Source organism: Ancylobacter novellus DSM 506 (genome assembly GCF_000092925.1).
Lineage (GTDB): Bacteria > Pseudomonadota > Alphaproteobacteria > Rhizobiales > Xanthobacteraceae > Ancylobacter > Ancylobacter novellus.
This window is the reverse complement of the sequence record NC_014217.1, coordinates 3,050,256-3,068,668: the sequence shown is the minus strand read 5'-3', so window position 1 is coordinate 3,068,668 and position 18,413 is coordinate 3,050,256. Positions and strand designations below refer to the sequence as shown.

The following is an 18,413-nucleotide window of genomic DNA, read 5'->3' as shown; positions in this document are numbered from 1 at the left end:
GTCAGGCGCCCACGACGTTTCTTCGGACGTCAGGATCGGCGAGGACCTCCGCCGGCGTTCCGGTTAGGCTGATGCGCCCGCCGGACCATACCGCGACGCTGTCAGCGTAGCGCGACACCACATCCATGTCGTGCTCGACGAAGACCGCCGTGGTCGCATTCTGCTCTAGCGCCCTGATCACGACATCCATGATCGTGAATTTCTCCTGGGTCGACACCCCGCTTGTGGGCTCGTCCATGAAGATGAGCCGTGGCTTCAGAGCGAGAGCCATGGCGATATCGACCAGCTTGCGCATGCCTTCAGGCAGTTCGCGCGTCAATCGGTGTGCCGCGTCGGTCAACCCGATCACGTCGAGTAGGTCAAGCATCTCGTCGCGTTTGCCATGGCGCTCCAGGGGCATCCAAGAGTTCCAGATGCCTTCCCGCGCCGCCAGAGCTACCAGCAGATTTTCGAGCACGGTGATGTCGAGGAACAGCTGCGGCAACTGGAAGGAGCGGGCGATCCCGTTTCGCACGATCCGGCGCGGTGCAAGCCCGGTCATCTCGCGTCCTTCGAACAGCACCGAGCCCGATTGAGGTTTCAGATAGCCGGTGCAGATATTGATGAAGGTCGTCTTGCCCGCGCCGTTCGGCCCGATGATCGCGACACGCTGTCCGCTGGCCACCGACAGCGACGCATCGTCGGCAGCGGCGACGCCGCCGAAATGGAGACGCAGGTTGCGCGCCTCGAGGACGGGACGCTGGGTCATGGCCGCGTCTTGTTCCGTTTGAAGCGCAGCTGAGTCAGCCCGTCAGGCGCGAACATGATGATCGCGATGAGCGACAAGCCGAGGGTCGTCTGCCAGTAGTCGGCGGCGAGGGCAGCCGCATGGTTGCGGATCGCCTCGAAGACCATGGAACCTGCGAACGCGCCCAGCACGTTGCCGGCGCCGCCGAGGATCGCGATGAAGACGAACTCGCCCGAGCGTACCCAATAAGCGAATTCGGGAGCAACGTGGCCGTTGACGATGGCGATGATAGCCCCGCTCACCCCGGCGAGTGCGGCGGAGATCGCGTAGGCGACATGGAGAACATGGTTGCCGGAGACGCCGAGATATTCGAGCCGCATCTCGTTACTCTTCACCGCCTCGAGCGCCCTGCCCAAAGGCGAGGCGAGATAGCGCGTCACGAGAAGACCTGCGAGTGCGGCGATCGCAAGCGTCGCATAGAACATCCAGGCCTCGAAGGCGGCGCGGTCGAGGCGCCCGCCACCAAGCGTCGGACGTGCCACGTTCATGCCGTCCCCGCCGCCGGTTATGTGGTAGAGCTTCTCGAGCAGCGAGAAGGCTACCATCGAGATCGCCAGATTGATCATCGCGAAAAAAATGTCGCGATAACGCACCGCGAAAAATCCGAAGGCCACGGCGATCAGCATCGCGACCAGCCCACCGAGCGGGATGAGGATCAGTGCGTCGAGAGAGAGCCGCGCCTTGACGAGGAAGGCCACGGTATATGCCCCGGTCGCATAATAGAGGCCGTGCCCGAACGAGACCTGCCCGGCCCGCAGCAGCACGACGATGGCCAGTACCGACAATCCGATGGCGAGCGCGATCGTCAGCATCACCGTTGTCCAGGGGACCAGCAGGGGGACCAGGGCCAACACCAACGCGGCCGCTACACCCGGCAGGAATTCGGGACGCATTACACTTTCCTCGTCTGCTGCACGCTGAACAGGCCCTGAGGCTTGAAGAGCAGGACCAGGAACATGATCAGGTAAGGCACCAGCACATCGAATTCGGGGGCCATGTAGACAGCGAGCGACCGGCCGAGCCCGATCATCAGCGCGGCCACCGCCGCGCCCTCTATTCGGCCGAGACCGGCCGTCGCTGCGATTGCGAAGGAGAGGATGGTCATTCCCGCACCCATGCCGGGCACGAGCGAGGTCGATCCCGAAGCCAGAGCCCCGCCGAAGGCCGCGAAAGAGGCGCCGATCATGAAGGTAAGGAGGTAGATTCTGGTCGCGTCCACTCCCATCGCCGCCGCTATCTCGCGGTCGTCGGTCACCGCCGTGACGATGCGGCCGAGGCGCGTGCGCCGCAGGACGTAGCGCAGGCTGACCAGCACGACTGCCGCGAAGAACGGCACGATTACGAGTTGGTAGATTGAATAGTTGATGCCGAGGATATTCACCGTACCGAGCAGGCCAAGTGGCGCATCGATGAAATACGGACTGACGCCCCAAACCGCCTTCTGCATGTCCTCGAGGATCATGAAGACCGCGAAGGTGACAAGCAGTTGGAGAACCTGCTCCTTGCCATAGATACGCCGGAGAAGGCCGACCTCGAGGGCGCCGCCCAAGACTATGCCGACGAGGCAGGCAGACAGGATCATGGCCGGATAGGTCAGCCACGGACTCCAGCCTTCAGCGGCAATAAGAAGACTGAACGAAGCCGCCACATAGGCACCAATGGCATAGAAACTGCCATGGGCGACGTTGACGATCCGCAATACGCCGAAGATTAAGGAGAGCCCCACGGCGACCAGAAAGACTTGCGCGCCATAGGAGAGGCCATCCAGAGCTGCCAGCAAGATCGTCTGGATGGACATGACCGATGACCCGCCGGTTATTTCTTGGCCTCGAAGGTCTCGATCGACGGATCGTTCGCAGTCTCGAGCCTGATCTGTGAAAGCCAGTCAGCCGATTTCGCGCCGATGGGTGTGGTCACCAGTTCCGCAGGGTAGATCGACATCCGATCCAGAACCGCGAAGCCATATTCCGGCACGCGGACCGTGGTTCCGATCAACTGGTCTTCGAGACCCTGATTGTCTTCGCGGATGGAGACTTCGCTGGTCAGGCCCCGGAATTTGAGGCCGCGAAACGCCGCCATCAGCTGTTCCTTCGATGGCCACGGAACGTCGTTCGTCAGGGCAGCCTTCTTATAAGCGCCCTCAAGCGCCGAAATCGCCTGGGCCATGTGTAGCACGGGGTAGATTGGGTAGGCGCTCGTCTTCTCGCGGTACCGTTCCACGAATTCTCTGAAGGCCGGCTCCTGCGCATATTTCGGATGCAGGAAATAATGATCGCCGCGTCCGCCGATGATGACGCCGGCCGGCATTGCGCCGCCGAGACGCTGCAGCGAACTCTCGCCAAGGGGGAACACGAAGGTGGCCTGTGTCATGACACCCCGTGCGGACGCCTGCTGGACGAAGGTGTCCAGATCGCCGCCCCACGACGTGTTGACGATCACGTCGGGCCGCAGCGCCTGAAGGCGGGAAATTTCGGTCGAGTAGTCCGGCGCTCCAAATTTCGGGAACAGCTCGGCGACGATCTCGACGTCGGGCTTCAAGGCTTTCAGCGCGATGCGGAAGAGCCCCCACTGGTCGCGGCCGGCGGCGTAGTCTTGGTTAACGCCGGCAACCGTTTTGAAGTCGGCTTTATTCTTCACCAAATACAGCGCCGCCGCGAGCATCTCGGCGCCTGAATGCGATTGCGTACGTACGCTGTATTTGTAGTTGTTGTCTTCTAAGATGCGCGGTGAACTGCAATCCCAGAGTATATTCGGAACCTCCAGATCTTCCGCGACCGGGGTAAGCGCCAGGCAACTCGCGCTCGAGACAGAAGCCAGCATCACCTCGGCCTTTTCGTTCAACACGACGCGGCGATATTCCGACATGAGCTGATTGATGCCGGCCCCCTCGTCAATGAAGATTGGACGGAGAGGTACACCGAGAATGCCCCCTTTGGCATTGAGATCTGCGATCAGTAGCTCCGCGGCATTCTTTCCGGGAACGCCGAAAACGGAAGCCGACCCTGATAGGAAAGTGGTAATGCCCACTACCAATTCCTTCGGTTTGTCGGCCGCGAGTGTCGATGACATCATGAGCATCGCGGCACATAGGACGCCGAATATTCTCCGGAACATCATCTCCCCCTGCTCTTATCAAGAGACACAAGAAAAGCGCGTCATTGCACAGACAAACGTTCCGCAAAGCAAGCGACAAAGCCGACCGTGTTCTGCGCCTGCAAGTGCATAACCGATAAGATCCTTCGAACGCATTGCAGTTTCGTTACGGCAAGTGATGTCCCAGCCCTTCATTGGCAGGATCGTCGCTGTCATTGGGCAAGGCGGTTGACCATCCTGTAAGAGAAGTTTGCCAGGGCTCCCTTCGATGTCCCCTACCTGCATCCAACATCGCCGCTCTCTATCTTTGGGACAGGATGAGCCTGGCTGGGGGTTTGGACCGGGTCGACGGGAAACCAGAACTCGAACTCAGCGTCCGTGCCAGGCGCTCCCACCGCGCGAGACTTCATCCACCGACTGGGAACTCCGGCATCCGAACCTCGACACGACTCGCCCGACGAGGATGCTGTAACCGCCCCGTTAAGTATGAGGGGGTGCTTGCCGCCCTCAAGGCAACGTCTACGCGTGGGCTCTAACGATGCTCCAAGGGGGCCGTTCTTCTCTTTGGTGACGCTTCCCTAAGCCTGAAATGGACCGTCCTCTCCTTCATGCAAGAGCAATCCAATAGACTACCCGAAAGCGGACGTCCCTCCCGTGAGCTAAGGGGCAGTTTCGGCCTCGGACATTCATCGGCGATATGTCCGCTTCTCGTTTGAAGTCCCCAATAACGGACAGTCCGCCACCGGCCCCCAACCGGCCACTCGTGATAGCTGCTGCGAACGTCTGCAATTGGCTCGTTACGCCCCGTTCAGGCGTTATTCGATCACGGCTCCCAACTCGGCGGACTTCCGATAGAAGCACGCAATGCTTCAGCGAAGGCTCGCACCTTCGCGCTCGGCTGCTGCAGAGCACGCAGCAGGTAGATCCCTGACGAGGCGTCGTTCCATGGCTCACCGCCGAGCCCTAGCCGCATCAGCTTTCCCGCCCTGACATCCGGGCCGACAACCCAGCTCGATAGAATGGCGATCCCCAGGCCTGCCTCGGCGGCTGCGCGCAGGGCCTCGAAATCATCCGAGCGAAACGCCACCGTGCCGTTCCCGGCGTGGCCCGCCGGGCAACCGAGCACGTCGCGCCAACCAAGGAGATCGGCGCCATGAAGCTTGTCGAGCAGTCGATGCGATGACAGATCCGCGGCGCTGCTGGGCGTGCCCTCCCGCGACAGATAGGCGGGGCTCGCGACCAGCAGCCGCGTGAGCGGCGCCAGTCTTGTCGCGATCAACGTACTGTCGGCAAGCGCGCCCATGCGGATGACGGCGTCAAGCCGCTCGGCCACCGGATCGGCGAGCCGCTCCGTCAGGTCGAGATCGACATGCAGAGCCGGATGCTCGGTCTGCAGCGCCGCGACGACCGGCAGGACATAGCGCTTGCCGAAGGTCGGGAAGCAGGCAATCCGAAGCGTGCCGGAGACGGAGCCGTCGAAGGCGGCAACCTCGGCATGGGTGTCGGCCAGTTCGTCGAGATGCCGCAGGGCCCGCTCGCACAGGCGCTGGCCGGCATCGGTAAGCGTGAGTGCGCGCGTCGAACGGATGAACAGGGCAACGCCAAGATCCCTCTCCAGCGCATCGATCTGCCGAACGATCGCCGAGGGTGTCACCGCGCGCCGGCGGGCGGCGCCGGAAAAACTGCCCGCCCGGACGACATCGACGAAGGTGGCGAGATATTCGGCGAAATGGGGTCTCATCTTTGCGATCCAGGCAAAGCCGTTTGCAGCGGGCATCGGCTTATCGCCGGTCCCGGACACTCGCATATTCGCGGCGTTCACACAGCGGCGGCACCTCGTCGCCGACACGCCATCCTCGCGGCAAAATCGGACAGTCGTTCCATCTCGCAAGCAAGGTCAGCGATCATGGAAATATCGAAATACGCCCGGCCGGGACGTCGCGCATAACCGGTTCTACATCGGCAGTCACCGTATTGGCATTCGGCCTCCGGCAAGGCGAGTACTGGTAAATAATACAATCGTATATCGGCAAGGCAAAATCATGAAAGTCATCACCGACAAGATCCTCTCGCAGTCCGCCTATACCGCGGAAATCGACGTTTCCATTGAAAAGGTCGATATCGCAGACTGGCTGTTCACGCTGCCCGAAGCCGAATATCTGCGCTGCTGCCCGCCTGACCATATCGGGTCCGGCGTCACCACGACCGATGATGGCCGCCGCATGGTGATCAATGTCGAAATGATCGGCACCGGGCTGGTGATCCAGCACTATGTCGCGGAGGAGGCCACGGCGAGCTATTGCCGGATGAACTCGATCTCCGATGTGTTCACGCCGGTGGGACGCACGCAGGTCAACGTGATCTGGGAACTGATCGCCGAGTCGATCGAGGGCGGACGCACCCGCTATACCAACCGCGTCACCTCGCACCCGACCGACGTATTCATGGACTTCCTCGCCGCGCATGGCCAGACCTTCGAGCAGGCGGCCGTGGCCCGGCAGAAAGCCGGCGGCGACCACAACCGTCGTGAGACGCCGCTCTTCGCCGCCAGCATCGCCCGCCGCGCGGACGCCAAGGCTGCGGCAAAATGAAAGCGATCGTGTTCGACGATTTCGGTGCGGCGGACGTCCTCCGCCTCGCCGACGCGCCCGTGCCGGAAGTCCGTCCCGGCGATCTTCTGGTCAAGGTTCACGCGGTGGGCGTCAACCGCGCCGATCTTCTGCAGCGTCAGGGCTATTATGGTCGCCAAAGCTACGGCGACAGCGACCTGCTCGGGCTTGAAGTGGCCGGCGAGGTGGCGGCGGTCGGCACCGACGTCACCGACATACGGCCAGGTGAACGGGTGATGGGAATCGTCGGTGGTGGTGCCTATGCCGAGTTTGCCCGGGTTGACCGCGGCATGGCGGTGCCTATTCCCGAGGGTCTCGACTATGTCGGGGCGGCAGCGGTGATGGAATCCTTCGTCACCGCTTGGGAAGCCGCCGTGCATCTGGGCGGCACGGCCCGTGGGACGAGCGTGCTCATCCACGCGGCGGCTGGCGGCGTCGGCTCGGCCTGCGTCGCGATCGCCCATGCGCTGGGCGCCCGCGTCTTCGCGACGGCCAATGCCCAGCGGCGCATGGACGTTCTCGCTCTCGGCGCGGACGCCGTTTTCGACTATCGATCCGAGGACTTCGAGCAGGGCGCGCGCAACGCGACCGGCGGACGCGGGGTCGATGTGATCGTCGATTTCGTCGGCGGCGATTATCTTGCGCGCAATTTGCGCAGCCTCGCGCCGGGTGGGCGCCTCGTTCAGGTTGGCCTGCTCGGCGGTCAGGACAGCGCCAGCATTCCGCTTTCGGTCCTGCTGCACAATCATCTGCGCCTCATCGGCACGGTGATGAAATCGCGTCAGCCGGATGAGAAGCGCGCCATGGTGCGGCGCTTCGCGGAAAGCGCGCTGCCGATGTTCGCCGATGGCCGACTCAAGCCGCTGGTCGGCAAGGTCTTTCCTCTCGCACAGGCCGCCGACGCGCATAGCGCGATGGAGACCGGAGGTGGGTTAGGGAAGATCGTGCTGAAGGTGACCGCGTGAGGCACAGCGTCGCGCTCCGCCTCGTGTCGTGGCCGTCCATGACTGCAGAATCCGTTTCCGCTCTCGGCGTTCAGCCGACCGTCCGCAGCTGGCGCAAAGGTGCCAAGGTGCTCTGCCTTGCTCATGTCGGCTTCTGGGCTGCGGCCGCTACTAGGAGCAATGACCGAGATTGGCGCGCTAGGCCCATTCAGGCGTTATTCGATCACGGCTCCCAACTCGGCGGACTTCCGATAGACGCACGCAATGCCTCGGTGAAGGCGCGCACCTTCGCGCTCGGCTGCGGCAGCGCGCGCAGCATATAGATTCCTGACGAGCTATCGCTTCACGCCTCATCGCCCAGCTGCAACCGAACCAACCTGCCGGCCTTACGTCCGGGCCGACAACCCAGCTCGACTGGAACGCGACACCCAAGCCCGCCTCGGCCGCCGCGCAAGGCCTCGCCCGCCGCGACGCACGCCGCGAGCGCCAGCGTTACGGAGCCCATCCTGTAGCCAGCGACGCGCCACCTGCCTAGGCCGTTCGGCATCTGCTTCTCCGTGCGACGTTCGGATCCCCAGCCACCATCTGTCGGGCGAGCCTATCGGCGCGCCGGCCGGCGTACCTTGCAGGCGGGCTCCCGGGTGACGTCACTAGAACATTTTCGACAGCATCACGACACGACATGAATACCGGGCGGCTGCCAGCTGCCTTTGCCGGCCGGCAGGATCGAGGGCGCCTGGGTCTTAGGCCAGTAGAGCCGCATCACCAAATAGATCGGGCCGTTCGGCGCCGGCAGCCAGTTGGCTTCCTTGTCGGCGCCGGGCGACGCGTGCTGGATGTAGAGCGTCAGCGACCCGTCCGCATTGGTCTTCATGGCGGGGATCATCGGCGAGTTGATCAGATAGCGGTTGATCGGGTTTTCGATCAGGAGCTGGGTCTTGCCATCATACATGGTCAGCGACCAGAACGCGTTCACGGGCGGCTGCTGCCCGGCTGGGAATGTCAGCGTGTAGTTGTGCTTGCTGCCGTCGAGCGTCTGGCCGGCACCATCGACGCGTGTGAACGGGTAGGTCGCTTCTTCCGGGTCATTACCGTAAATGCCGGCCTGAGCGGCGACGGCGCGCTTCAGCCAATCACCGTTGTAGTGAGCGCTATCGCCCGGAAGACCGCTGACCCGCCAACCATTGATTGTCTTGCCGACAGTAGCGACGGCTTCGTCGACCTTCCGCTGGCCTTCCTTCATGCCGAGGCCAAGCTCCAGCTTGTGCTCCAACGGCAGATCCTTGAAGTTAGGGGCTTGCCCGGGCCGACGCCGATGCGTGCCAGCTTGGCGCGAATCTCCTTCTCGTTATCTTGCGCCGGTGCGAATTGAAGCGCGAAGTCGAGATAGCCGAGGAAATTGGTCTTCACGAGTTCCTTGTCGATCTTCGGGAACTCAATGGTTGGTGCGGCCGGCGGCGGCGTCCGCTTCAGATAGGCCGAGAGCATCTGCACCCTGTAGCCGGCCTGCACCTTCTTGACGTTGTCGAGGTCATCCGGGCCGAAAAGCTGGGTGCGATAGCCCGCGAGGGCAAATTGCGTGCTCGACCGAAACACCTGCTTGATGCCCGCCGGGGTGTCGCCCTTCCAATCGGGCCCGACCACCATGTAATCGCCGGCCTCGCTGCCTGTGGCGCGGGTGCCGATATAGCCGAAATTGTAGGTATTGCCGTCGCAGAGCATGACCGAGTAGTAGCGCTTCGGGTCGATCGCCGGCACAGAGAGCACCACCGGCTCTGCCCGCAAATCCAGCCACGCGAAGGAATAGGGCGTGTCGCTATTCGGCGTGACGATCGCCGTGTCCTTATAGGTGAAGACGTTGGGTTCGTTCTTGATCTGGTTGAACGGCGCCTTGAACTGCCCCGAATTGCGATCGATCGCGTACTCGTACATGACCGCATAGTTCATCACGATGGCTAGGCCGTAGATGAAGCCTTCCTCCGCAATGTCCTTGGCCTCAATGAGGCTGGGCCATTCAGCTTTGCTCTGCGCCACGGCCACGGTGGACCGAGCCGCCGTCGCGACCAGCGCGGCCATCGCCGCAGAGTGAAGCAGATCGCGTTTCGTCAGCATCTGAACGACTTCCTTCGATTTGCAGCTTATGGCCGGGTGAGCGCAGGTAGCAGAGGCTTGGCGGGCCTGCGATGCATTGACAGCGCAAAAGCGACCGGCCTGCAAGCTGCAGGAGAGCCGCTGGTCGGCAGGGCATTTCCTTTGCGCTCACGGCCGACAATTTCCACCGCAACATCCAAGGTCGTACCGATGGCCCCAGGCGGTGGCGTGTTCGGCACACTTGCATGCGAACTCGTCGTTCGTCATGACGCGATCGGGATCGACGAGACCGTGCTTGATGTACTCGTCTTGTCAGATGGACATCAGCAGATCATGACTCTCGCCGTTGAGCGGAATACGCGTCGATCTGTTCGGTGATGGGGTGCGGACGCCGTCGAGCACGGAATAGGGCTCGCCTTCCTCGCTACCAGCCCGAACCTCAATTCTGCAAACGGTCCGGTCAAGCGTTACCGTCGCCTCGAACCCGGGCCATGAAGATGGAACGCAGGGAATGACGAGCAGGAAATCGCCCTCCCGGCGAATGCCGAGAATGCCCTCCACGCCGGCGCGGTGCATCCAGCCCGCCGAGCCGGTATACCAGGTCCAGCCGCCGCGCCCGACATGGGGAGCGACGGAATAGATGTCGGCAGCGACAACATAGGGCTCGACCTTGTAACGCTCGGTCTCATCGGGCGTGCGGGCGTGGTTGATTGGGTTCAGCAGGGCGAAGAGATCATGCGCCTTGTCTCCCGCACCCAGCCTGGCGAAGGCGAGAACCGCCCACATGGCAGCGTGGCTGTATTGCCCGCCATTCTCGCGCAGGCCCGGCGGGTAGCCCTTGATGTAGCCGGGCTCGAGCGGCGTCCGGTCGAATGGCGGAGTGAACAGCAGGACGAGCTTGCCGTCGGGACGGATCAGATGGCGCTCGAGCGAGGCCATCGCCGTGGCGGCGCGCAAGCTATCGGCGGCGCCTGACAGCACCGCCCAGGACTGCGCGATGGAATCGACGCGGCACTCGGCGCTGTCCTTCGAGCCGAGCCAGGTGCCGTCGTCGAAGGTCGCCCGGCGATACCATTCGCCGTCCCAGGCCGAGCGCTCCAGCGCCCGCCGTACCGACGCCGCGTGCGCGCGCCAGCGCCGGGCGCGTTCAAGGTCGCGCGCTTCCGCCAGCGGCGCGAACAGCTCGATGGTGCGGATCAGCAGCCAGCCGAGCCAGACGCTCTCGCCCCTGCCGCCCTCGCCGACGCGGTTCATGCCGTCATTCCAGTCTCCGGTGCCCATCAGCGGCAGGCCGAGCTCGCCGGTGAGGGAAAGCGCATGGTCGAGGCCGCGCGCGCAGTGTTCGAACAGCGAGGAGGTCTCGTCCGCCGGCATCGGCTGGAAGAAATGCTCGTGTTCCTCCGGCAACAGCTGCGGTCCGTCGAGATAGGGCACCGGCTCGTCCAGGATGGCGGTGTCGCCTGAGCTTTCGATATAGGTGGCAGTGGCGAAGGCGAGCCACACATGATCGTCGGAGATGCGGGTGCGCACGCCCTGGCCCGATTGCGGCAGCCACCAATGCTGCACATCGCCCTCGACGAACTGCCGCCCGGCGGCGCGCAATATATGGCCGCGCGTCTCCGCCGGCAGTGCCAGCGTCAGCGCCATGCCGTCCTGCAACTGGTCGCGGAAGCCATAGGCGCCACTCGCCTGATAGAAGGCGGAGCGCGCCGTGATGCGGCAGGCGAGCGTCTGATACAGCAGCCAGCCGTTCAGCATGATGTCCATCGCCCGGTCCGGCGTCTTCACCTGGACGGTGCCGAGCACCGTGTCCCAATGGGCCGTCACCGAGGCGAGAGCGGCATCGAGGTCGGCTTGGCGGTAGCGGGCGATGAGTGCCCGTACCTCTTCCGCCGACCCGCATTGGCCGATGAACGAGACGACCTCGACGCTCTCGCCGATGCCGAGCTCGACCACCGTCTGTAGGGCGGCGCAGGGATCGAGGCCGGCGCCGGTCCGGCCGGAGAGCGGCTCCCTTCCTGCGAGGCCAAGCGGCGAGACGGGTCCGCCGTCACGGCCGAGGAATTCGGTGCGGTCCGCGGTCCACGTGGTCTGCCGCCCGGCAAGAGCGGCGAAGGCGACGCGGGAGCCGAAGGTGGCGCTCCAGCGATTGCGCGCCAGCATCGCGCCGCTCTGCTCGTCGAGCTCCGTGGTGATGAACGGAGCGGAGGCTCCGCGCGAGGCGCCCAGCACCCACTCCGCATAGGCGGTGACCGAGAGCTTGCGCGGCCGGTCCGACAGGTTGGTGAGCTTCAATCGGGAAATCTTGATCGGATCGTCGAGCGGCACGAAGTGCAGCAGGTCGAGCGCGATGCCGTTCGCCTCATGCTCGAAGCGGCTGTAGCCGAAGCCGTGCCGCGCGACATAGATGCCGTCGTCGCGGATCGGCTGCGCGGTCGGGCTCCATAGGTCGCCGCTCGACTCGTCCCGTACATAGATCGCTTCCCCAACGGGGTCGACGACGGCGTCGTTCGACCATTGGGTGATCTGGTTCTCTCGGCTGTTCGCCGCCCAGCTGTAGCCGCTGCCATCGGCGGATATCTGGAAACCGAAGCTGGCATTGGCGACGACATTGATCCAGGGCGCAGGCGTCGCCCGATCCTGCCCGAGGATGGTCACATATTCCCGCCCATCCTTGTCGAACCCCCCCAGGCCGTTGAAGAACTCGAGCGCGGGCGGCTCGCGCGACGGCACAGGCCCGTGCATCGAGGTCAAGGCGCGCGCCCGCCTCTGGACGGCCTTAGGATTCGACGGCTGGCCCAGGCGGGCGAGATGATCGGCGATCGTGCCGCGCCGCGCCGCGAGGACGATACGGGCGACCGAGCGCAGGAGCGCGCGCGACTCCACGCTTATGAGATCGGCACGCAGCACATAGACGGAACCCTGCGCCGGCTCCTTGCCGAGCAGCGGGCGCGACGCGCTGGTCCGCACCGCCGCCTCGATGGCGATCTGCAGATCCTGCACATAGGAGGAGGCGCGCTCGTTGACGATGACGAGGTCCACGGCGAGGCGCTTCATGCGCCAATATTCGTGGGCGCGCAGCAATTGGCGCACTTGCGCCATGTCCTCGACGTCGTCGATCCGCAGCAGCACGATCGGCAGGTCGCCGGAGATGGAATGCTGCCAGAGGCCGGACTGCGGGCCGGCACCGCGCATGATCGCCTCGGAGGGCGACCTGAAGCGCCGGTCGGCATAGAGCAGCGGCGCGGCGAGCCGCTGGAAGTCCGCGGCTTCCTCCGCATGCACGTCGAGGTGCCGAAGCTGGACCTGCGCCTGCGTCCACGCCAGGGTCTTGGCCCGGTCGAACGCGTTGCGGTCATGATGGGTATCGATCAGATCGAGCAGTTCCGCCCGCGAGGACGCGACGACTGTCCAGAAGGCGACGCGCGCGACCTTGCCCGGCGCGATGCGTACGCTCTGGCGCAGCGAGAAGACCGGGTCCAGCACCGTGCCCACGGTGCTCGAGAGCGGTCGCCCACCCGACATGGCCTCGGCCGTGCCGACGCTGCGCCCGCGGCCGATGAAGCGCGCACGGTCGGTCTCGTATTGCGGGTTGGCGGCGACCTCGCCTTCCACTACCGCGAAATGCGCCGCCCATATCTGCGGTTCGCCCGGCGCCCGAAGCCGCCGCGTGGCGAGAAGGGCACCGAACTCCGGCAGGTGCTCGGTCTCGACGAACATCTTGGCGAAGGCCGGGTGGGCATTGTCGGCGGCCGGAGTGGTAAGGACGAGCTCGGCATAGGAGGTCAGCTCGATCTCGCGGGTCCGCCGGCCGCTATTGGTCAGCGAGACGCGCCGGACCTCGCCATTGTGCTCGCCGGAGACGATGACATCCATCGTCGTGGTCAGGCCGGCATCGTGACGGATGAATTCGGCGTGGTCCTCGCCGAACACGACGTCGCTTTCACCCGCGGCGTCCGCCATCGGCTGCGTGGTGGCGGACCAGACGCTGCCGCCCCGCATGTCGCGCAGGAAGATGAAGGAGCCCCAGTCGTCGCGCGTGGCGTCCTCGCGCCAGCGCGTCACCGCGACGTCGCCCCAGCGGCTGTAGCCGCTGCCGGCCGCGGTCATCATGACGGCGTAGCTGCCGTTGGAGAGCAGGTGCGTAATCGGCGCTCCAGGGGCAGGCGCGGTCAGGCGGCGGACCATCGCCCCCTCGCTGCGAGCATCGACGGCGGCGGCGCGAACCTCCTCGGCGCGGGGACGGGCCACGACGACGTCGCGCGGCGAGCGTTCCTGCAGCAGCAACTCGCTCGCCCGAATCATCGGCTCGCGATGGAATCGGGCGCGCATCTCGCCGCCCAGCAGCGTGTTGGCGATGGCGATGATGGTCATGCCCTGGTGATGGGCCATGAAGCTGCGGACGATGGCAACGTCCTCGTCTTCCGGAAGCCGCGAACGGGTGAAGTCGAGCGCTTCATAGAAGCCGTAGCGGCCCTGCGCGCCCAGCTCGGCGAGATGGGCATAGTTCTGCCGCGCGCGCTCGGGGTTCACCATGCTAGCGAGCCCGGTGGCATAGGGCGCCACGACGACGCTCTCCGAGAGGCCGCGCTTGAGGCCGAGGCCGGGCACGCCGAAATTGGCGTATTGGTAGGTGAACTCGATGTCGCGGGCGTTATAGGCTGATTCCGACATACCCCAAGGAATCCCCAGCAGCCGGGCATAGGATTGCTGGCGCTCGACCACGAGGCGGTTGGTCTGTTCGAGCACGCTGCCGGCCGGCGCCCGCATCACCAGCGACGGCATGAGGTATTCGAACATCGATCCCGACCACGAGATCAGCGCCGAGCCGTTGCCGAGCGGCGTCGCAAGCCGGCCGAGCCGGAACCAGTGGCGGGTCGGCGCATCGCCCTTGGCGATGGCGAACAGGCTAGCGAGCCGCGCTTCGGACGCCAGAAGATCGTAGCAGCTCGGGTCGAGACCGTTCTCGGTGAGCGAATAGCCGATGGAGAGCAGCTTCCGCTCGGGGTCGAGCAGGAAGGCGAAGTCCATCTCCATCGCCATGGTCCGCGCCGTGTCGGCCAGCGCGGTCAGGCGATCCCGCGTGGCGGCCGGCACCGCCAGAAGCTCGAGGCGGTCCCGCTCATGTTCGCTGACCGCCCTGCCGAGCGCCTCGATCCAATAGGAGATCTCGGTGGAGCTCTCGTCGCCGGTCGCGGGATTGATTTCCTTCGCGATCCTCGCGGCCTTGTCGGCGAGCCGCTTCAGCACCGGGGCCGTCGCTTCCAATGCCTGCACGCCGTTCAGCTGGGCGTCGATCTCGTCCAGGGCCGCCGCCAGCGCCAGTCCCTGCGGGCTGTTTGCGCCGGGCAGGGCCGTCATCGCCTCGCGCGCCAGCGCGAGAGCGTCCTGAATGCCCGCGCGCGCGCTCACGCCGACGGGGGCATCCGTCCACTCCTCGCAGGCATTGGCCAACGCGATGAGATGGCCGGCGAGATTGCCGCTATCGACGGACGAGACATAGTCGGGCGGCAATGATGCGAGGTTCTCTGTCCCGTACCAGTTGAAGAAGTGCCCGCGGAAGCGGGGCAGCCTTTTCAAGGTGGCGAACGTCGCTTCAAGCCGCTCGATGGTCTCGATCGTGCCGGTCCAGCCGAAGTCGCGGGCGGCAATGGTCGAGAGCAGATACAGGCCAATATTGGTCGGCGAGGTCCGGCGCGCGACGATCGGCTTCGGCACTTCCTGGAAATTATCCGGCGGTAGCATGTTGTCGGCCGGGGTGACGAAGGTCTCGAAGAAGCGCCAGGTGCGCCGGGCGATGAGGCGCAGTTCGCGCGCGTCCCGCTCGCCGACGGCGAGGCGCAACGGCACCTTCGGCGCACGGCTCGCCCATTGCGCAATCGCCGGGGCGCCGAGCCAGAGCAGAGCGGAGGGCAGGACCAGCGGCCAGGAGGACGGCACGACGAGGAGCGCGCCGGCAGCCAGCAGGAAGGCGAGCGCCGTGCTGCCGGCCATCTGCTGGTAGAAGCCGGCAAGGCCCGGCCGCGGGCCCGCCGAGGACTTCGCCGCCGTCGTCCACTCCAGCAGGTGGCGGTGCGTCATCATCAGCCGAAGCAGGGTGCGGATCGCGGCATCGGCGGCCCGCCAGGCATGGTCGGGCAGGAAGGTGAGAGACAGCAGGGTCTGGGCGGTCGCCAGCCACATATCGGCGCGCAGCCGGGCGAGGTGACTGCGCAGACGCATGCCGGGGCGGCCCGGAAGCAGGGCGAACAGGATCGGCAGGAAGGCGGGGACCGCGACGCAGGCGACGACCAGGAGCGTGCCGATCAGCGCCGCCGGCATGGGAAGAAGCCAGCACAGACATAGCGCGAGCAGCGTGAACGGGGCCAATATGGAGCGCCGCAGATTGTCGAGCATCTTGCCGCGACCGACGCGAGTGAGCCCGTGCCGTGCCGCTCCCTCTCCGAAGACCCACGGAAGCAGTTGCCAGTCGCCGCGCATCCAGCGATGCTGCCGCTTAGCGACGACGTCGTAGCGCGCGGGGAACTCCTCGACCACCTCGACATCCGAGGCGAGGCCGGCGCGGGCGAACACGCCTTCGAACAGATCGTGGCTGAGCAGCGCGTTTTCCGGGATACGCCCAGCCAGCGCGGCCTCGAAGGCGTCGATCTCGTAGATGCCCTTGCCGGTGTAGGAACCTTCGCCGAACAGGTCCTGATAGACGTCGGACACCGCCGCGGCATAGGGATCCATGCCGCCGCCGCCGGAGATGACCCGTTGGTAGAACGAGCCCTCGCGGCCAGTCGGCAGCGAGGGCGTGACCCGCGGCTGGAGGATGCCGTAGCCGCTGACCACCCGCTGCTCGGCAGCGTCGAATTTCGGCCGGTTGAGCGGATGCGCCATCTTGCCGACGAGCCGGAGCGCGGCGTCGCGCGGCAGGCGAGTATCGGCATCGAGCGTGATCACGTATTGCACATCCTCCGGCACCTGCGGAGGGCGGCCACCGACGGCCATGAAGGAGGTATCGTCCGCTCCGCGCAGCAGCCGGTTGAGCTCATGCAGCTTGCCGCGCTTGCGCTCCCATCCCATCCATTTGCTTTCGCCCGGATTGAACCGGCGATGACGGTGCAGCAGGAGGAAGCGGTCGCCCGCCGGGCCGGGACCGTGGCGCCGATTCAACTGCTCGATCCCCTGCGCGGCGAGTTCCAGTAGCGGCGCTTCCCATGGCAGAACTTCGCAATCGGCGTCGATGCCGTCCGACAGCAAGGCGAAGGTAAGATCGCCGCCGGTGCCGGAAAGGAAGTGCACCTCGAGCCTTTCCACCTGCTCCAGAAGATCGGCTTCGCTGGTGAGCAGCGTCGGCACGGCGATGAGGGTGCGCAGCGGGCTCGGTACGCCGCCCGCAAGCTCGAGGCCGGGCAGGCTGGTGGCGCCGAACATCCATGCCACGCTACGGTTCACCAGGGCGGTCGCCACCTCGCTCGCCGGGACGAAGCCAATAAGGCCGAACAGAGCGAGCCAGCCACCGGAGAGGCCGGCGGCGAAGAGCGTCCACAGCGCCAACGCGACGAGACCGAGGGTGATGGCGACGATGGTGCCGATATAGCCACCGATGCCGAGCCGGATGCTGAGGCGGCTGAAGCGGAGCCGCACCGGCGGGCAATACTGAATCGTCCGCTCGAATGCGCGCCGCCCATTGCCGATCAGATAATGGCCGGGATCGCTGGCCGGCCCGTCATCCGCGGCGTGCGTTGTGTCAGAGGCCGCTTGCGTAACCGCCTGCAGAGCCTGGCCGGCGATGTCGAGCTCGGAGGCCGAGGAGCCGCGGGCGAGTTGTTCGATCGCGCTTCGGTAGAGATTGCGCGTGGGAAAATCCATCGTGGCGAAGGCACTGCCCGCCCGCAGCCGATCATCCACCAGACTGACGGTCTCGAACATCTCGGCCCAGTCGATGTCGGAGATCAGCCGCATGCTGGTGATGACGTTGCGCACGCTAACGTTGGAAGCGCCGAGCCGCTGCTGAGCATGCTGGACGACGCCGTCGACCGAAGCGCCCTGCGCCCCCAGCCGCGCCTCCAGCCAGCCCAGCGCCGGCGTGGTACGGGGGTCCTGATCGCGCAGCCGCTTCACCAGTTGGGCGGCGAAGACCTCGTCCAGCGGTCCCGGCGACCGGATGAGGATGTCCGCGTCGAGCACGGCGCGGGAATCGCCCGCGGTGAGTAGCCGATCGGCCAGAAGGTCGGCCTCGCGGCGCCACTGACGTCCGACCGTGATCTGGTCGGCAAGCCGGCGCAGATTCTCGATGAGTACGATGCGCAGCGTGATCGCCACCGCCCACAGCTCACCGATGGTGAGCGGCTCGACCTGCTGATAGGCCGCGATGAAGCGGCGCAGCATCTTGGGATCGAAATGGCTGTCGGTATGGGCGACATAGGCCCAGGCGAGGCCGAGCACCCGGGGATAGCCGGCGAACGGCCCCTCGGCGAGCTTCGGCAGCTGCCGGTAATAGCCAGGCGGCAGGTCATCGCGGATCTCGCGGACCTGTTCCTCGACGAGGTGATAATTGTCCAGCAGCCATTCGGCGGCCGGCACCACGGCGCGTCCCCCCTCCGCATCGGCGGCCGTCGCCCGGTAGGCGGCGAGCAGGACGCCGGCATTGTCTCTCAGCCGGGCGTGCAGGGACGGGACAGAAGGCGGGCGCAGGGTGATCGGCTGGGCCGCGGCAAGGCTTCGTGCGTGCTGCTCCACCCGCTCGGCGCCGAACAGTTCCTCACGTATCGGCGCAGGATCGTTCCAGACGGACCCCTGCCAAGCGCGGCTGCGCAGTTGCAGGGCATAGCGGCGAAGATCAGCGATCGGATTCATCAATGCCTACCGATGCGGGTGGCGCGAGAGGCATGGGCCGACGGC

The 18,413-nt window shown here is 65.3% G+C and carries 8 protein-coding genes and 1 pseudogene; 2 read left to right on the top strand and 7 right to left on the bottom strand.

Features of this window, described 5'->3' with window-relative positions; translation table 11 throughout:
* Position 1: 1 nt before the first annotated feature.
* From SNOV_RS14565 to SNOV_RS14545, 5 genes are all read right to left on the bottom strand, one after another.
* Positions 2-748: an ABC transporter ATP-binding protein gene (locus tag SNOV_RS14565; RefSeq protein ID WP_013167713.1), complete on the bottom strand. Its 747-nt coding sequence runs from the start codon at positions 746-748 to the stop codon at positions 2-4.
* Entirely contained in the window at positions 745-1,680 is a 936-nt protein-coding gene (locus tag SNOV_RS14560) for a branched-chain amino acid ABC transporter permease (protein ID WP_013167712.1), read from the bottom strand. The genes SNOV_RS14565 and SNOV_RS14560 overlap by 4 nt, the downstream gene beginning before the upstream one ends.
* Entirely contained in the window at positions 1,680-2,585 is a 906-nt protein-coding gene (locus SNOV_RS14555; RefSeq protein WP_013167711.1) for a branched-chain amino acid ABC transporter permease, read from the bottom strand. Before SNOV_RS14555 ends, SNOV_RS14560 begins: the two co-directional genes overlap by 1 nt.
* Before the next feature lie 17 nt (positions 2,586-2,602).
* The gene (locus SNOV_RS14550) at positions 2,603-3,814 is read right to left on the bottom strand and encodes an ABC transporter substrate-binding protein (protein ID WP_244412764.1); all 1,212 of its coding nucleotides are present in this window, start codon (positions 3,812-3,814) and stop codon (positions 2,603-2,605) included.
* 889 nt (positions 3,815-4,703) lie between these two features.
* Positions 4,704-5,621 carry a LysR family transcriptional regulator gene (locus SNOV_RS14545; protein ID WP_013167709.1) on the bottom strand — a complete coding sequence of 306 codons (918 nt, stop codon included), beginning with the start codon at positions 5,619-5,621 and terminating at the stop codon, positions 4,704-4,706.
* A gap of 301 nt (positions 5,622-5,922) precedes the next feature.
* Between SNOV_RS14545 and SNOV_RS14540 the strand changes: the two genes are divergently transcribed.
* On the top strand, positions 5,923-6,471 hold the full coding sequence (locus SNOV_RS14540; protein ID WP_013167708.1) for a hypothetical protein: 549 nt from the start codon (positions 5,923-5,925) through the stop codon (positions 6,469-6,471).
* Entirely contained in the window at positions 6,468-7,454 is a 987-nt protein-coding gene (locus SNOV_RS14535; RefSeq protein ID WP_013167707.1) for an NAD(P)H-quinone oxidoreductase, read from the top strand. Before SNOV_RS14540 ends, SNOV_RS14535 begins: the two co-directional genes overlap by 4 nt.
* 649 nt (positions 7,455-8,103) lie before the next feature.
* Here SNOV_RS14535 and SNOV_RS14530 read toward each other — a convergent pair.
* Positions 8,104-9,545, bottom strand: a pseudogene (locus SNOV_RS14530) (DUF1254 domain-containing protein).
* A gap of 291 nt (positions 9,546-9,836) precedes the next feature.
* Positions 9,837-18,368 (bottom strand): GH36-type glycosyl hydrolase domain-containing protein, encoded by an 8,532-nt coding sequence (locus tag SNOV_RS14525; protein WP_013167706.1) that lies wholly within the window; start codon positions 18,366-18,368, stop codon positions 9,837-9,839.
* Positions 18,369-18,413 lie beyond the last annotated feature (45 nt).